The organism is Acinetobacter sp. NRRL B-65365 (genome assembly GCF_001605865.1).
Lineage (GTDB): Bacteria > Pseudomonadota > Gammaproteobacteria > Pseudomonadales > Moraxellaceae > Acinetobacter > Acinetobacter vivianii.
In genome coordinates this window covers 98,391-114,532 of record NZ_LRPD01000003.1, presented here as the reverse complement: position 1 = coordinate 114,532, position 16,142 = coordinate 98,391, and the positions used below count along the sequence as shown (strand labels likewise).

The window sequence follows — 16,142 nt, the reverse complement described above, 5'->3', positions numbered from 1 at the left end:
AAAACAATGTTCGGTCAATTTAAGACTGATTTAAAAAAGTTTTTTCTTTAGAAAAATGAATTTCTGATTTGAGTTACCATAATGCATAAATTATTTTTTGCCCTGATTGCTGTCGCCTGTTTAAACTTGAGTGCTTGTGCTACGACATTGCTTTCACAGGCACTTCCTAATGAAACCACACGAACCGAGACTATCACTTTAGCAAAAGATCAAATCCTTGCTTTAGGACAGGCTGTTGAGAACCAGCAAGAACAAGGTATTGTTTTTATTGGTCAGGATTTCAATTATTTAATGACCGATGGTAGCGCCGAGCTGTCCAAATTACTACATGCGATTCCAGCAGATCAACGGAGTCTGACCAGTCCTTCCCCACTGGTACTGACGATGGATGATCCGAGTCATTTTCATGGCGTATTACAGATTCGTTATAACACACGTATGGTAGATTTAAATGACGCGCAAAAAGATCTATTAAAGTCTCTAGGCTTTAGACAAAATTTTAATATTATTCACAATCAACAGACAGCGCCTTATCCGTATATCAATATTTTCTTCAAAGGCCAACTCTATCAGACGCAAGAAGCTAAAAAAGTTGAGAAGGCACTGGCGCAACCTTATCCAATTATTCTGCAACAGGAAAATAAAATTACCAAAAAGCATCCTGTCAAAAAGGCGACCCGCATGGCGCTGTATCCATTTGCCATGACTTTCGATGTGATTACCGTTGTTCCATCACTGATGTGGTCTGACTTACGTGGTGAATTTAATAATTAAACGTCGAGCATTGGCTTTTTTATATACCCTGCTGATCTACCCAACTTTTAATGAATATAAAAAAACCAACCTGAAGGCTGGTTTTTATCTAAATATTAGGTGGCAGAATATAATTACAAATGGCTTATTTATTCAGCCTAAATATTTACTGCTGTTTTTGTAGATCATAAGAAAAACGTATTACAACATCATCAACAACTTTATTGAATGCTTCATTGATCGACATTGGTTGTACGTTTTCAACAGGAGCTTTTTTATTTCCAACTGTTGTTAAAATCATATGAGGGTAACGTTGAGATGTTTCTTTGCCTTGCGCATCAATATAGTTAAATTTAAACTCATATTTATCAGCAATTGCATTACCAACAGCACCAAAAGTCAAACCTGTTAAAACGCCTTTGCCTGCTGCCTCACCCAAATCAGCCACATTATTCGCGGTTAAATGTAATTTTGCCTGCTTATCGCCATTAGATTGAGCTATTGGAGAAAATACACCCGTTGCTCTTAAACTGCGCTCGACTGCCGATTGTAATTCTTTACCTGCTTTTGGAATAACCACTCCATTTCTCTGAAATTCAGTCGTTAAAACTACAGGAATAGGTTGAGCGGGTCTTTTAATATCCGAATAGGTAACAGACTTATAAGCTGGATCAACATAAGATTTTACTGAAAGACATCCAGTAAGTTGCGTCGCAACAGCTACCCCTAAGGCAATAGAATAAAGTTTAATTTTTTTCATAATTTTCCAGAAAGGTATATTTACCTTTTAATAAGTTGAGCCTTAATATTAATCTTAATAAATTAAAAATATAAGTATAAATTCAATGACTTTAGGAAATTTTAGATCCTTATTCCTTAATATTTTTGATGACCTATAAAATAAAAAAACCAGCCCTCAGGCTGGTTTTTTATTCACGGAAGATTAACCCGTAATTTTTTTGTATTTTGTCCGTTTTTGAGATGCATCATCACCTAAACGTGACTGACGGTAAGCTTCGTATTCTGCATAGTTACCTGTGTAGAATTCTGGCTGTTCGTTCTCAAACGACAAGATGTGTGTTGCAATACGGTCAAGGAACCAACGGTCATGCGATACCACCATGACTGTACCTGGGAATACAAGAATTGCATCCTCAAGTGCACGTAAAGTTTCGATATCCAAATCGTTCGATGGCTCATCCAGTAAGATCACGTTTGCGCCCATCTGCAAGATCTTCGCAAGTTGTAAACGGTTACGTTCACCACCTGACAATTCACCTACACGTTTTTGCTGATCTTGACCTTTAAAGTTAAAGCGACCGATATAAGCACGTGATGCGATTTCATAATCACCAATTTTCAGGATATCTAAACCGCCAGAAACTTCTTCCCAAACCGTTTTGTTGTTATCCAAGGTGTCACGAATCTGACCTACGTAAGCCACTTTAACTGACTCACCTAAAGTCACAGTACCCGTATCCGGTTGCTGTTCGCCAGTCATCATACGGAATAAGGTGGTTTTACCCGCACCGTTTGGACCAACGATACCCACGATCGCTGTAGGAGGTACAGTGAAAGTCAGGTTTTCATAGAGTAAGCGACCATCGAATGATTTACTGATCCCTTCCACTTCCACAACTTTGTTACCCAAACGTGGGCCAGGTGGAATGTAGATTTCAGATGTTTCATTACGTTGTTGGAATTCTTTAGAGTTAAGCTCTTCAAAACGTTCCATACGCGCTTTGTTTTTCTTTTGCTGGCCTTTGGCATTTGAACGAACCCATTCAAGTTCTTTTTTCAATGCTTTAGCAAAAGATTCTTCTTGTTTCTGTTCCTGCTCTAGACGGGCATTCTTTTGTTCCAACCAAGAAGAATAGTTACCTTGGTAAGGAATACCATGTCCACGGTCAAGTTCAAGAATCCACTCAGCCACGTTATCCAAGAAATAACGGTCATGCGTAATCGCAACGATTGTGCCAGGGAAATCTTTCAAGAAACGTTCTAACCAAGATACTGATTCAGCATCCAAATGGTTCGTCGGTTCGTCTAGAAGCAACATGTCTGGCTTAGAAAGTAATAAACGGCACAATGCAACACGACGACGCTCACCACCTGAAAGCAATGATACATCGGCATCCCACGCTGGAAGGTTCAATGCATCAGCAGCAATTTCAAGCTGGTTATTGAGGTTGTGTGCATCCCATGCATGGATGATTGATTCTAATTTTTCTTGCTCTTTCGCAAGCGCATCAAAATCAGCATCTGGTTCAGCATATTCAGCAAAAACCTGATCAAGACGTTCTAAAGCATCAAGTGCTTCACGTACACCATCTTCAACGTTACCACGAACGTCTTTAGTTGGATCAAGTGGTGGCTCTTGTTCTAAGTAACCGATTTTGATTCCTGGTTGTGCACGAGCTTCACCTGAGAAATCTTTATCTACGCCAGCCATAATACGGAGAAGGGTTGACTTACCTGCACCGTTCAAACCAAGCACACCAATTTTTGCGCCTGGGAAAAATGATAAAGAGATGTCTTTTAAGATTTCGCGCTTCGGCGGAACCATTTTAGACACTCGGTTCATCGTATAAATATATTGGGCCACGCAGGACTCCTCAATTGAAAAACCAGTACATCGCAAATAAGCGAAAAAATATCTGGCATATTATACGCTGAAACCCCATTGACTTGAAGTTAAGTTGGCATTTGTTTGGCTTCAACAAAGGATTTTCTTTTTCAAGACATTACAGGCCTGAATGATTTACAGTGGATAAAAAATTCATCTGCTTCAGATCAACCGTGCTATATCACTAAAAACACTATAGAGCGCAAAATTTATGCATCATTCTGGATAAAATATAGGCTAGACTCGATGATTATTTAACTCACGTAGATGATGTAATCATGACCTATAAAGATGAAACTTTAGCCATTCATGCGGGATATTCACCAGAAGCCACCACCAAAGCTGTGGCCGTGCCGATTTATCAAACGACCTCTTATGCCTTTGATAATACACAACATGGTGCAGACCTATTTGACTTAAAAGTTCAGGGCAATATCTATACCCGCATTATGAACCCAACCACTGCCGTACTCGAACAACGCATTGCAGCACTGGAAGGTGGCATTGGCGCTTTGGCTTTAGCCTCAGGCATGGCTGCTATTACCTACGCGATTCAAACCATTGCCGAAGCAGGTGACAATATTGCATCGGTCTCAACCTTATATGGTGGAACCTACAATCTATTTGCACATACCTTACCAAAACAAGGCATTGAGGTGCGTTTCTTCGATTATCAAAATCCAGAGGCCTTACGCCAGATTATTGACGACAAAACCAAACTGGTCTTTGTTGAGTCGATTGGTAATCCACTTGGTAATATTATTGACCTTGAAGCCATTGCCAAGATTGCACATGAATACGGCGTGCCTGTGATTGTTGATAATACGGTGGCCACCCCTGCGTTATTAAAGCCCTTCGAGTTCGGTGCTGATATCGTGATTCATTCCCTAACCAAATATATTGGCGGACATGGCAACAGCATCGGAGGCATAATTGTCGATAGTGGCAAATTCCCTTGGGGCAAATATCCTGAGCGCTTTAAGGCTTTGAATACGCCTGATCCAAGCTATCACGGCGTGAATTATGTCGAAGCCTTAGGTGAAGTAGCCTTTATCGCTCGTGCCCGTGTGGTGCCGTTACGTAATACAGGGGCTGCAATCAGTCCGCTCAGCGTGTTCCTGATCTTGCAAGGACTGGAAACTTTAAATCTGCGTATGGAACGTCATACTGAAAATGCCATAAAAGTTGCTGAATATCTAAAACAACATCCAAAAGTAAAATGGGTGAATTATGCGGGTCTAAAAGATCATCCACAGCATCATTTGGCACAAAAGTATGTGAAAGGTAAACCTTCTGCCATCCTCTCTTTTGGGGTACAAGATGGCTTACAAGGTGGCACTCGCTTTATTGATGCATTGCAGTTATTTACCCGTTTGGTCAATATCGGTGATGCCAAAAGTCTGGCTTGCCATCCTGCAACCACAACCCACCGCCAGCTCAATGCAGAGGAGCTAAAATCAGCGGGTGTCAGTGAAGATTTAGTCCGTTTATCGATCGGGATCGAGCATGTTGATGACCTGATTGCAGATCTTGAACAGGCCCTTGCCCAAGTTTAATTTTAATGAAATCAACAAGCCCCAGAACAGGAGCTTATTTTTTGTGCAAAACTTTAAAAATATGATTGCTTTTTCAACTAATACAAGACCTTGTTTTAGAGTTTTTACTCTAAAAAATCTATTATTTTTCAGATATTTACACTAGACAAACCAAAAAGATCGGTTAATATTAGACCAAAATAAATTGCAGTGTTAAGCGATATAGGACAGCATTGCACACAACAGCATTATTCGTGATGAATGTAGGATACTTACATGAATGCAAAACTCAAAAAACTTTTTCAGCAAAAAGTCGACGGTAAAACAATCATTGTCACTGGTGCATCAAGTGGTATTGGTTTAACAGTTTCAAAATATCTTGCGCAAGCAGGTGCCCACGTCTTATTGCTCGCTCGCACCAAGGAGAAGTTAGATGAGGTGAAAGCAGAAATCGAAGCTGAGGGTGGAAAAGCCTCTGTTTTTCCATGTGATCTTAACGAGATGGAATCAATTGATGCAGTTTCAAAAGAAATTTTGGCTGCGGTCGATCATATTGATATTCTTGTAAATAATGCAGGTCGTTCAATCCGTCGTGCTGTGCATGAGTCGGTTGACCGTTTCCATGACTTCGAACGTACTATGCAGTTAAATTACTTCGGTGCAGTTCGTCTGGTTCTCAACATCTTGCCGCACATGATGCAACGCAAAGATGGTCAGATCATTAATATCAGCTCGATTGGTGTGCTTGCCAATGCCACTCGCTTCTCGGCCTATGTTGCATCAAAAGCAGCTTTAGATGCATTTAGCCGTTGTTTATCTGCTGAAGTGCATTCACATAAAATTGCAATTACCTCTATTTATATGCCTTTGGTACGCACGCCAATGATTGCGCCAACCAAGATTTATAAATATGTGCCTACGCTTTCACCAGAAGAAGCTGCTGACCTGATTGCTTATGCCATCGTAAAACGTCCGAAGAAAATCGCAACCAACTTAGGTCGCCTTGCTTCGATTACTTATGCGATTGCACCAGATGTCAACAATATCCTCATGTCGATTGGCTATAACCTGTTCCCGAGCTCTACCGCTTCTGTCGGCAAACAAGAAAAACTCAATCTGGTTCAACGTGCTTATGCCCGCTTGTTCCCAGGTGAACACTGGTAATCTCTTTTTTCGAGTTGAGTAAAACAGCCAATCTTTTGATTGGCTGTTTTTTTTAATAAATCAGGAATGAGTCGTGTGATTAACCCAGTCAGTGGTTTTACGAATTGCTTGTTCGAGATTGCCCGTTGAAATCTGCCACCGCTGCTGAAATTGCTGTAAAACTGTTTGTTCCAAAGGCTCAGTTCTAAGGAAATTTAACATTTCCGTAGATAATTCCAGCTTTCTCGCCAACCATTGCCATTTTAAAATGAACGTCAATAAGCCAATCGGGACATGTCGTGTAGGTGCAGTGACCTGTAACTGGTCCGCAATCAAATGGGTCAATTGATGCAGAGCAAGATGATGTTCGCTGACGACTAACATTGCTTGGTTTGCCAAATCCTGATCCAGCGATGCCTTTACCATTATCTGACATAAATCATCGACACGAATCAAAGGTAGATAATGCTGTACTGTTGCAGGAAGTACACTCATTTTCTTGCGTTTCAGCAAATCAACCATTTGGGCAATCGGTTGATTTAAAGGAATTTCACCTGAAATATCATCCCCTAACACAGTCGCTGGATGGATCACAGTCCAGTCCACAGATAAGTGCTGTGCACATTGTATCCATGCAAAATGCGCTTCTATCTTAGAGGCTTCATAGGCACCTAAGCGCTGATAAACAGCTTGCCACTCCGTCTTGTCAGACTGTTCGAGACAGACGCCTGCCTGTTGTAAATGGTCAAGCAGCGTTAGCATATAACCAGACACATGCACTGCCCGTTTTAAGTCACAATGCTGATGTACACAAGTCAATAAATTCAATGCGCCTTCAACATTAACAGCCCGTGCTTGCTGCATACCCAGACTCCATGCAAACAACGCGCTACTATTATATAAAGTATTCACAGATTTTAGCTTTTCCCAATCTTGCGGATGAATAGCAAGATTTGCCTGAGTGACATCTCCCTGAATAAAAGCTAGGTGATGCAAAGATACATTTTTCTGGGTAAGCCAATGCGTCAGTGTTTCTTGCTGCTCAGCTTGATTCCGAACCAAAGCAAAGACCGAATGCCCCTCTTTCAAAAGCTCCAAAACTAAATATCGGCCAATAAATCCAGTTGCGCCTGCAACCAATGCAATTTGTCTATTCCGCTGAATGCTTAAGTTTTTAGTGTCCATTTCACTTGCCTTTTGATTGAATGTAGGCACAGGCTAAAGGATGGAGTACACTCAATGGTCAAGTGGTTGATACGCCACTTTTTTAAAATAATAAAGGATGCTCACCATGTTGATTGGACAGTTGGCTAAACAGGCAGATTTAAGCCGAGATACCATTCGCTTTTATGAAAAAATGCAACTGATCCAGTCTATTACTTGCAATAATGGCTATAAAGATTACCCGGAACAAACCTTACAACAACTACAACTCATTCGCTCTGCTAAAAATCTGGGTTATACACTAAATGAAATTAAACAAATTTTAGCAATGACGGCGCAAGACGAAATTCCCGCGGCACAAGTTCGAACAATTGTTCAAGAAAAGCTGAATCTCATTGATGAAAAAATTGCCCAGCTTTATCAAATCAGAACCATGCTCAGCAAACTGACCCAAGGAAAGCCGTGTCCATTACGAGCAGACTGCCCGATTCCATCATTCGAATGATTATTTTTAAAAGTTAGAGGACAATATTGAAGACTGTTCTGACATGATTTCTCCAACAAAACAGTCAAAGTCATATCTTTTAAAATTCCCTTAGTCGCCAATGCGATGTGGCACCAAAACTGAAATGACAGACTGATGAAAAAACGTCCAACAAAAAGAACGATTAAGCGTGTGTATAAACTAAAACTTATCCACAGCTTCGCTGATTTAATCACCAGCCCTAACGATTTGGTCTGTTTATAACCCAATTAGAGGATATCCATTTTTAATACATTGACTAGAATTCAGCCTCCACATAGCCATTCAATTAATTTCAAAGAAATAGTGCAATACCGTGCACCAAAATGGTTCTTTTACAATCCACTTACATAAATTCAGTGAGATGCCTAAAAATATTATCTCTGTGTAGCACTCAATTATTTGCTTTTTAAAAGATTAAAACCTATATATTGACCATTCTGACATCCTATATCTGTCAATGATTTAGCTCAAAATCACGCATATTCTCCGCATACAAAAATGTATTCATAAAAAGCATACAAAATAGTGTCATTTTCATGCTTCTTTAGCGGTATATAACATTCTGTAAAGATTCAGTTACAGAATCTTGCTTGGTTGAAAAGGAACGTATATGAGTCAGGTATATAGCAAGGAAGAAAAAAGAAGTCGCATCAAAGGTATTGTCGGTGCGGCATCAGGGAACTTGGTTGAATGGTTTGATTTCTATATTTATGCCGTCTTTGCTGCTTATTTTACGCATGCATTAACTGCACCAGATATGGAGCCAACCACGAAAGCGATTTATGTCTGGGGTGTATTTGCTGCTAGCTTCTTTATGCGTCCAATTGGTAGCTGGTTATTTGGACGTATCGCTGACCGTAGCGGTCGTAAACAGTCCATGGTGATTTCTATCTGCCTGATGGCGTTGAGTTCATTCCTCTTTGCAGCATTACCAACGTATGATCAAGTCGGTATGTGGGCACCCTTCTTGCTCCTGATGGTTCGCTTATTGCAGGGTCTTTCTGTCGGTGGTGAATATGGTGCGGTAGCCACCTACATGAGTGAGCTGGGGTTAAAAGGACAACGCGGTTTCTTTGCTTCATTTCAATACGTCACACTCTCAGGCGGTCAGTTACTCGCAAGCTTACTCGGGGTTATCTTGCTTGGCTTTATGACTGAACAGCAATTGAATGATGGCGGCTGGCGTATCCCATTCGTGATTGGTGGTATTGCTGCGATCTTGTCTTTACTGGCGCGTAGTCGTTTAGAAGAAACCTTATCGCATGAAGATGCGGAACGTGAGGAATCAGGTAGTTTAGTTGCCTTACTTAAACAGCACTGGAAAACCTTCCTGCTGGTAGTAGGTTATACCTCTGCGGGTTCATTAACCTTCTATGTTGTTACTGTTTATTCTAAAACTTATCTGACCAACATTGGTATGGATGGCAAAACCGTTGGTTTCATCATGACAACAGCATTGTTTGTCTTCATGTTGGCGCAACCTTTGTTTGGTATGCTTTCAGACCGAATTGGCCGTCGTGCTTCCATGCTGGCTTTCAGTTTACTCAGCGCAATCTTTATCTATCCAGTGATGGTGACAGGTATGCGAAGCTTTGTTGATTCGCCTGTCATTATTACCTTATTGCTGATTTTCTTGATGATGCTGCTCAGCTTCTATACCTCGATCAGTGGTTTGGTGAAAGCAGAAATGTTCCCTCCGCATGTTCGTGCCTTAGGCGTTGGCTTCTCTTATGCAGTGGGTAATGCCTTATTTGGTGGTTCAGCACCTTCGGTTGCATTACTCTTTAAAGATGCAGGCATTGAAAATATCTTCTTTATTTATGTGATTATCATGCTGACAATCTGCTTCTTCTGTAGTTGGGCATTACCGAAGAAACCAGAATATCTGGAACATGACCACTAAATAAATTCGATTCAAAATACTGAGAAACCACTTTTGTTTAGGCAAGAGTGGTTTTTTTATTTTGGCTTATTACACGTAAGGATTTAAATTCACCAACTGTTTAAAACCGCTCTGTACAATCATTGCAGTACGGGATCGGGGCCGTTTATGTGCTTCTTGTTGCGTAAATTCAATCATGATCCGATTAAAATCGAGACGAGGATATTTTTGCTGCAATTGCTGTCTAAACTGTTTTGAAAACTCAAAGCCACGGCTTCCAATCACATCACAGCTAGCAGCTTGTTGTAATAAATGAGCCTCAACACCTTCCTCAAGTCCAACATATGGATTCATATGCATACTGATCACATCAAAAAGCTGATCAGCGCGTCCTTCTTCCCAACCTTGTTGAATTGACCAGTCTTTTGCAGCATAAGCACCTTGTCCAGCAAAACAACGACAATCTGCATGATGCTGATCATATTGTGTCGTCATCCCCAGATCATGTAACAGACAGGAGACAGCTAACAGTTCATGATCACATGGGTGTTGGTGTATTTTGGCAAAGGCACTGGCATAGCACCATGTTCGAAGACAATGATTCTGTAAGGCCTCCGTACTGCAAGATTGCATTTGGTCTAAGGCATGTAGCACATCTGCGCTATCAGGTAATGTGAGATCCGCGATACTCAGCTCATGCTGTTTATCCACCTTGTCACGATGTGCTAAGGCATAGCTTTTAATTGTTTGTTGAATAACAGGAAATAAGCTATGACGGAGTAACGCCAAACGGTCTCTTAACGCTAAATCACCTGAAGTCCGTGTCATCCATATTTGTCGGCCAATTTGCATTGCATTTCTCAAATTAGAGTAATTACTCTAATTTTTAAAACAAAGAATTCATAATGTCAAAATCTTTAACTTGCTTTGATTCAGATGTTCTAAAAAATAGGTCGTTATTAAAAAAATAATCCTTAACTTCATCACAAAGAACTCGACTATATCTCCTGATTATACGAATAAGGAAATGCTGATAACTTATCCACTTTTCAGATAGTTTTGCCCATCATTTAAAGTCCATTTTTGCAATAAATTAAACAAATTGTTCATTTATTCATCTTTTCGTGTAGTTTTTCTTCTTAAATTTAAGCTTATTTTAAGATTTTATGCATAATGGACGGCGCTTTATTTTTTTATTTTTGGTGTACTTTTAACACTTTTTTTATGGCAAGAGGTTACGGCTTAAGGGAGTAAATAATGCTTACGCTGATAGGTATTCTAATTATTGTAACGATTGTCGCGTTACTCATGTCTGGCAAAACCAGCCCGATCGTCGCAATGTCGATTGTTCCACTTATTGGGGCTTTAATTGCTGGTTTTTCTATTAGCGAGATTTCTGGTTTCTTTGAAGCAGGGCTATTAAAAGTCAGCAAAGTGGCCACTATGTTTTTATTTGCCATTTTGTTTTTCAGTATTTTAAAAGAGTTACATGTCTTTGATCCAATGATCCGGAACATGGTACGCATGACCCGCGGCAATGTGGTGATTGTTGCGGTGATGACCACCCTGATTGCTGCCGTTGTCCATCTGGATGGTTCTGGCGCAGCAACTTTTCTCATTATTATCCCCGCTTTACTCCCGCTCTACCGCAAACTGGGTATGAGTCCTTATCTGATGCTTCTTTTGATGGCTGGCAGCATGGGCGTCATGAATATGGTGCCGTGGGGTGGCCCGCTAGGCCGTGCTTCTGCGGTAACGGGTATTGAAGCCGCTGAACTCTGGCGTAGCCTGATTCCTGTTCAGGTCATCGGGGTCGTCGGTATGATGGGCTTTGCGGTATTGATGGGTTTACGTGAAAAGAAACGTATTCTGGCAGCGCAAGCGTTAGGGACCACACCTTTTGAGCAAGACTGCATGGCAGCTGACATGGCTGAAGATGTACAAGAAGAAGTAAAACCTAAGAAATTCTGGTTTAACATCGGCTTGGTTGTTGTTGCAGTGATCTGTCTGGCTTTTGGTCTGTTCTCAGCGCCCTATGTCTTTATGATTGCATTATCACTGGTATTACTGGTGAACTTCCCGAAACCAAGAGAACAAATGGCGGTGATTAGCCGTCATGCGCCTCAGGCATTAAGCATGGTTGCAATCATTTTTGCTGCAGGTGCTTTCTTGGGAATTCTCTCAGAATCAGGCATGTTGAAGTCCATCGCACTGGATCTGATTCATATTTTACCAAGTACTTGGGTCGGTAGCTTACATATTCTGGTCGGTATATTGGGTGTTCCAATGGACCTGTTTACCAGCACCGATGCTTACTACTTTGCCCTTTTGCCAATTGTTCAGGAAGTGACTGCAACAGCTGGTGTAAGCGCTGATTCAGTGGTTTATGCCATGGCAATTGGTAATAACGCAGGAACATTTGTCAGTCCATTCTCACCAGCAACATGGCTTGCCATGGGTCTTGCAGGTACAGATATGGGACGTCACTTACGCTATTCATTTGGCTGGATCTGGCTATTTAGCTTCTTTATCTTAGGCGTTGGGTTCTTACTCGGCCTCTATTAATCCTTGTCAAAATAAAAAAGCATACTTCGGTATGCTTTTTTATTGCCTGAACATTTAAGCTTTATTCAGATAAAAGTTGAGTTGAGGTGATTGCCTAAAGCTGACTTTTTAATAATTCATCCAGCCATTCAATAAAATCCTGAAAATATTTAGGGCGATACTGACGGTCCGTCAACAAAATATTCACTGGCAATTGCAAACTTGGGACTTCGATAAATAAGCGCTGTAATCTTCCTTGTTGTACATATGGTGCAGCATCAAATTCAGGAATCTGGATAATACCAATCCCTGCTAAGCCGGCCTGAATATAGGCTTCGGTATTTTCAATCAATAAACGATACGGCATTTTTATTCGCTGATCCCGAAATACCAATTCGCTCCATTCCCGATAATGTTTCGCCACATGATAGTCCACAGCGTAATGCTGCTGGAGTTCCTCAAAGCTCTTTGGCTCACCAAATTCGGATAGATAATTCGGTGCCGCTAATGTCCAGATGTGGGTCTGTGTGATGGGTCGAATCAGTAGATATTCATCCTGCACCTGCCCAACCCGCACCACACAATCGAGTTGCTGCTCAATCAAATTGGAAAAATCATCACTGCCATTGACCAACACTTTGACTTTGGGATAACGCTGATAAAAATGTAGTAAGTGAGCAATCAATACCTGTGTCGCCAACCGTTTGGGTAAGCCAATACTGATCTTGCCTTCTGCACTACGCACATGAGCTTTAAACCGATTGAGCTCTTTTAATTGCGTCACCAGACGCATCGCCTCCTCATAAAATAGACTCCCCTCATGCGTTAAAGACACTTTGCGTGTAGTTCGATAGAACAATAGCACTTCATATTCTTTTTCAAGCGCTTGTATTGCGTAGGTCACATTAGAACGTGGCAACCCCAGTTGCAGTGCAGCCTGTGCAAAAGATTGCTTCTCTGCCACTAAACAAAAGATTTTTAAGCGGTCAATCTTATCCATTTTATTATTCAACTTTGTTGCACAATCAGTTCAATCCTAACAACTATTTCAAACAAAAAAATTCAATTAGCATGATTTTCATACAAAACAAGACGAGGATAAATCAATGTCAAAGCATGCTCTAAAAGGAAAAACCGTATTGATTACGGGCGGTGCCAAAAACTTAGGTGGTTTAATTTCACGTAAGTTTGCTGAACAAGGTGCAAACTTACTCATTCATTATAATAGTGCGGCAACGCAAGCGGATGCAGAAGAAACTTTAAAGGCCGTGCAGGCGTTCGGGGCAAAAGCAATTTTGGTGCAAGCAGATTTATCCGATATCCAGAATATTGAAGCACTCTTTGTTAAAGCCAAAGCAGAATTTGCTGGCGTTGATATTGCTATCAATACCGTTGGGCGTGTCCTGAAAAAAGCATATCTGGACACCACGGAACAAGAGTTTGACGGGATGAACGATATTAACAATAAAATTGCTTATTTCTTCATTCAATCCGCAGGTCGTCATCTCAATCCGCACGGAAAAATCTGTACCATTGTGACCAGTTTACTTGCTGCCTATACGGGCCTTTATTCAACTTATGAAGGCTTAAAAGCACCAGTAGAACACTACACCCGAGCTGCATCGAAAGAGTTTGGCGAGCGTGGCATTTCGGTGACTGCGGTTGCACCTGGCCCAATGGATACGCCATTTTTCTATGGTCAGGAAGCACCAGAAGCCGTGGCTTATCATAAGTCTGCGTCAGCCTTAGGTGGACTGACCCAAATTGAAGATATTGAACCTCTGGTTCGTTTTCTGGTGACAGATGGCTGGTGGATTACAGGCCAAACCATTTTCGCAAATGGCGGTTATACCACTCGCTAACTCCAGAAATGAAATGCTTGGGCACTTTATTTAACAGCCCAAGCATTTAATGCAACCAAAATACCAACCCGTAAAAACATGCCAGACTCAAGATAATTGTCAGTAAGGTATGCTTCACCTTGTAGGCAATTACAATGGTCAGCAGCGTCGCCAGAAAATAGGGATTGAGTAAGGTGCTACGAAAAGCACCATGCTCATCCATAAACACTATCGGCGTTGCAATCGCGGTCAATAAACACGGCGCAGAATACTGTAAAGACTGTTGGAACCATTTCGGTAAACGTAATGGAATATTCGGTTCCAGCAGAATATAGCGATTCATGAATACGACGATTGCCAGAATAATCAGAAGAAACCAACTCATGCCGCACGCTCCCGCAGATTCTGTAAACAGGTTGCCGTCAACATGCCAATCACACCAGCCAAGATCGCTGCACTTTTAATGCCTAGACTCAAGAAAATGATGGTCAGAATCACGGATACCAATACTCCCACCAGTGTATTCAGGTTCTTAATAAACGGAATCACGATGGCAATAAAGGTAGCAACAATAGAGAAATCTAAATGATATTGATCCAGATTGGGCACCGAAGCTGCCAACAATACACCACACAGGCTGAACAAGACCCAGCATAGATAAAAGCAACTGCCTGCACCCAGCAAGTAATATATATAGTGCTGCTGTTTTTTAATACTGACGGCAAAGAGTTCATCGGTCAGTAAAAAGCCCAACATGAGACGATGCTTTAAAGGCTGTCTGGAAATATCTTCACGGAGATAGAGTGCATATAGATAATGCTGGGTCGTGATTAAAAAGACGGAGATGATGATCGTTAAGGCAGGTGTCCCTGCCATCACCATACCTAAAGTCATTAATTGCGCTGCACCTGCAAAGACCAGCGCCGACATCCCCACCGCCTGTAAGGTGGTTAGCCCAGCCTGAATTGCCATAGAACCTGCAAGTAAACCCCACGGTAACACGGCAAAACACAACGGCAATATTTTGACGACACCATTAAAAAATGCCCGCGTTACGGTCATGGGTGTGTCATCAGTTACGCTGTCAGTTAACATCAAAATCACAATCGTTGATCAAAGACAGTGTGACTATGCCAAAATTTGATTCAGGAGAATTGTATAAAATTGCTGTTTTATTTGAGATAGGCAATATAACCGCCGGGGGTAATACCAAAGGTCTGACGGAAATGACGACTAAAATGACTTTGATCCGAGAAACCACATTGCTGTGATACTTCAGATAAATTCAGTCCTTGTCTTAATAATCTTTGCGATTTCTGCAAACGCGCCTGTACCAACCATGCATGCGGTGACAATCCGACATGCTTTTTAAATTGTCTCAAGAAATGCCACTGGCTCAGATTGGCCATTTCTGCCAGCTCAGCCAAGGAAAACTCTTGCTCAGGCATACTTGCCATCAGTTCTTTAATATTGAGGATTCGTTGCTTGGCATTGCTCAAGTCGGTCACATGCGGTTTGACCTGACTGTATTTGGACACCAGCCATGCAATCGTAGACAAGAATAAGGTCTGTTTTAATAAGGTATTATTCGGTTGTTCAAGTAAATCAAATAATATGCGGAATTGTTGAGCCAAACCTTCATCATGCAGGACTGCTTCACGAAACCACGGCGCAGTGCCATGAACAGTGGCCAAATCTCGAGTAAGTTCATTAAACACTTCAGGCGTCGGATAAATCGCCCGATAACGCCAACCCGTGTCGACAGCCGAAGATCCCGTATGCACTTCATCGGCATTGACCAGAATAATATCGCCCTGTGGTGCTACATGATTGCCGCCTGTACGATAAAAGCGTTGTGCACCCTCTTCAATCACACCAATACAAAATCCTTCATGAACATGTCGTGAAAACTCCTGCTGATAGTAACTTGCTTTCAGCATTTCCAGCCCACCCAGTTCTTCTAGGTGTAAGTAATCAACTTGTTCCCGAGGTCTACGCGACATCACGACCTCCTTTGAATTTTTTGCATCATGTCAGGTTAGCGCGATTGAATGAAATTTATAGAATAAAATTGCTGTTTATTCAGGCTATTCTACGCCTAAGACAAAATTGCGTAAGACTTTATTCT

General features: G+C 41.4%; 15 protein-coding genes. 7 read left to right on the top strand and 8 right to left on the bottom strand.

Translation table 11 applies throughout. From position 1 onward, the window contains the following. The first annotated feature begins 81 nt into the window (after positions 1-81). Positions 82-774: a YidX family protein gene (locus AWW72_RS02240; RefSeq protein ID WP_062846304.1), complete on the top strand. Its 693-nt coding sequence runs from the start codon at positions 82-84 to the stop codon at positions 772-774. Positions 775-919: 145 nt separating this feature from the next. On the opposite strand, the gene AWW72_RS02235 is transcribed toward AWW72_RS02240, so the two are convergent. Both AWW72_RS02235 and ettA read right to left on the bottom strand, forming a co-directional pair. Next, positions 920-1,513 (bottom strand): hypothetical protein, encoded by a 594-nt coding sequence (locus AWW72_RS02235; protein WP_005260030.1) that lies wholly within the window; start codon positions 1,511-1,513, stop codon positions 920-922. 183 nt (positions 1,514-1,696) lie between these two features. Next, positions 1,697-3,358, bottom strand: coding sequence for an energy-dependent translational throttle protein EttA (ettA, locus tag AWW72_RS02230; RefSeq protein ID WP_004776096.1), 1,662 nt, complete (start codon positions 3,356-3,358; stop codon positions 1,697-1,699). Between the two features lie 299 nt (positions 3,359-3,657). Here ettA and AWW72_RS02225 point away from each other — a divergent pair, with 299 nt between their 5' ends. Both AWW72_RS02225 and AWW72_RS02220 read left to right on the top strand, forming a co-directional pair. Next, positions 3,658-4,935 carry an O-acetylhomoserine aminocarboxypropyltransferase/cysteine synthase family protein gene (locus AWW72_RS02225; protein ID WP_062846303.1) on the top strand — a complete coding sequence of 426 codons (1,278 nt, stop codon included), beginning with the start codon at positions 3,658-3,660 and terminating at the stop codon, positions 4,933-4,935. Between the two features lie 255 nt (positions 4,936-5,190). Next, positions 5,191-6,078 (top strand): SDR family NAD(P)-dependent oxidoreductase, encoded by an 888-nt coding sequence (locus tag AWW72_RS02220; protein ID WP_004776098.1) that lies wholly within the window; start codon positions 5,191-5,193, stop codon positions 6,076-6,078. A gap of 60 nt (positions 6,079-6,138) precedes the next feature. Here the strand turns inward: AWW72_RS02220 and AWW72_RS02215 are convergent, their stop codons facing one another. After that, positions 6,139-7,242: an SDR family NAD(P)-dependent oxidoreductase gene (locus AWW72_RS02215; protein WP_062846302.1), complete on the bottom strand. Its 1,104-nt coding sequence runs from the start codon at positions 7,240-7,242 to the stop codon at positions 6,139-6,141. Between the two features lie 106 nt (positions 7,243-7,348). On the opposite strand from AWW72_RS02215, the gene AWW72_RS02210 reads away from it, so the two are divergent. After that, entirely contained in the window at positions 7,349-7,726 is a 378-nt protein-coding gene (locus AWW72_RS02210) for a MerR family DNA-binding protein (protein ID WP_062846301.1), read from the top strand. Between the two features lie 631 nt (positions 7,727-8,357). After that, positions 8,358-9,650, top strand: coding sequence for an MFS transporter (locus tag AWW72_RS02205; protein WP_005260039.1), 1,293 nt, complete (start codon positions 8,358-8,360; stop codon positions 9,648-9,650). Positions 9,651-9,719: 69 nt separating this feature from the next. Here the strand turns inward: AWW72_RS02205 and AWW72_RS02200 are convergent, their stop codons facing one another. Next, complete coding sequence (locus AWW72_RS02200; RefSeq protein WP_062846300.1) at positions 9,720-10,481, bottom strand: HD domain-containing protein; 762 nt, start codon at positions 10,479-10,481, stop codon at positions 9,720-9,722. A gap of 405 nt (positions 10,482-10,886) precedes the next feature. On the opposite strand from AWW72_RS02200, the gene AWW72_RS02195 reads away from it, so the two are divergent. Next, a complete protein-coding gene (locus AWW72_RS02195; protein ID WP_047430256.1) occupies positions 10,887-12,194 on the top strand; it encodes a CitMHS family transporter in 1,308 nt (435 codons plus the stop codon). Positions 12,195-12,288: 94 nt separating this feature from the next. Here AWW72_RS02195 and AWW72_RS02190 read toward each other — a convergent pair whose 3' ends face one another. Further along, positions 12,289-13,173, bottom strand: coding sequence for a LysR family transcriptional regulator (locus AWW72_RS02190; RefSeq protein ID WP_062846299.1), 885 nt, complete (start codon positions 13,171-13,173; stop codon positions 12,289-12,291). A gap of 106 nt (positions 13,174-13,279) precedes the next feature. On the opposite strand from AWW72_RS02190, the gene AWW72_RS02185 reads away from it, so the two are divergent. After that, positions 13,280-14,035 (top strand): SDR family oxidoreductase, encoded by a 756-nt coding sequence (locus tag AWW72_RS02185; protein WP_062846298.1) that lies wholly within the window; start codon positions 13,280-13,282, stop codon positions 14,033-14,035. A gap of 46 nt (positions 14,036-14,081) precedes the next feature. Here the strand turns inward: AWW72_RS02185 and AWW72_RS02180 are convergent, their stop codons facing one another. The 3 genes from AWW72_RS02180 to AWW72_RS02170 all read right to left on the bottom strand — a co-directional run bounded on the left by AWW72_RS02180 (position 14,082) and on the right by AWW72_RS02170 (position 16,017). Beyond that, entirely contained in the window at positions 14,082-14,399 is a 318-nt protein-coding gene (locus AWW72_RS02180; RefSeq protein WP_004776114.1) for an AzlD domain-containing protein, read from the bottom strand. After that, entirely contained in the window at positions 14,396-15,109 is a 714-nt protein-coding gene (locus AWW72_RS02175) for an AzlC family ABC transporter permease (protein WP_062846318.1), read from the bottom strand. Before AWW72_RS02175 ends, AWW72_RS02180 begins: the two co-directional genes overlap by 4 nt. A 77-nt stretch (positions 15,110-15,186) precedes the next feature. Continuing rightward, positions 15,187-16,017 (bottom strand): AraC family transcriptional regulator, encoded by an 831-nt coding sequence (locus AWW72_RS02170; RefSeq protein WP_062846297.1) that lies wholly within the window; start codon positions 16,015-16,017, stop codon positions 15,187-15,189. Positions 16,018-16,142 lie beyond the last annotated feature (125 nt).

Bases quoted from the DNA above. Each gene is read 5' to 3' on its own strand.
- AWW72_RS02190 (WP_062846299.1), bottom strand. From the start codon at position 13,173: ATGGATAAGATTGACCGCTTAAAAATCTTTTGTTTAGTGGCAGAGAAG.
- AWW72_RS02180 (WP_004776114.1), bottom strand. From the start codon at position 14,399: ATGAGTTGGTTTCTTCTGATTATTCTGGCAATCGTCGTATTCATGAAT.
- AWW72_RS02170 (WP_062846297.1), bottom strand. From the start codon at position 16,017: ATGTCGCGTAGACCTCGGGAACAAGTTGATTACTTACACCTAGAAGAA.
- AWW72_RS02220 (WP_004776098.1), top strand. From the start codon at position 5,191: ATGAATGCAAAACTCAAAAAACTTTTTCAGCAAAAAGTCGACGGTAAA.
- AWW72_RS02175 (WP_062846318.1), bottom strand. From the start codon at position 15,109: ATGTTAACTGACAGCGTAACTGATGACACACCCATGACCGTAACGCGG.
- AWW72_RS02210 (WP_062846301.1), top strand. From the start codon at position 7,349: ATGTTGATTGGACAGTTGGCTAAACAGGCAGATTTAAGCCGAGATACC.
- AWW72_RS02185 (WP_062846298.1), top strand. From the start codon at position 13,280: ATGTCAAAGCATGCTCTAAAAGGAAAAACCGTATTGATTACGGGCGGT.
- AWW72_RS02235 (WP_005260030.1), bottom strand. From the start codon at position 1,513: ATGAAAAAAATTAAACTTTATTCTATTGCCTTAGGGGTAGCTGTTGCG.
- AWW72_RS02200 (WP_062846300.1), bottom strand. From the start codon at position 10,481: ATGCAAATTGGCCGACAAATATGGATGACACGGACTTCAGGTGATTTA.
- AWW72_RS02195 (WP_047430256.1), top strand. From the start codon at position 10,887: ATGCTTACGCTGATAGGTATTCTAATTATTGTAACGATTGTCGCGTTA.
- AWW72_RS02205 (WP_005260039.1), top strand. From the start codon at position 8,358: ATGAGTCAGGTATATAGCAAGGAAGAAAAAAGAAGTCGCATCAAAGGT.
- AWW72_RS02215 (WP_062846302.1), bottom strand. From the start codon at position 7,242: ATGGACACTAAAAACTTAAGCATTCAGCGGAATAGACAAATTGCATTG.
- AWW72_RS02225 (WP_062846303.1), top strand. From the start codon at position 3,658: ATGACCTATAAAGATGAAACTTTAGCCATTCATGCGGGATATTCACCA.
- AWW72_RS02240 (WP_062846304.1), top strand. From the start codon at position 82: ATGCATAAATTATTTTTTGCCCTGATTGCTGTCGCCTGTTTAAACTTG.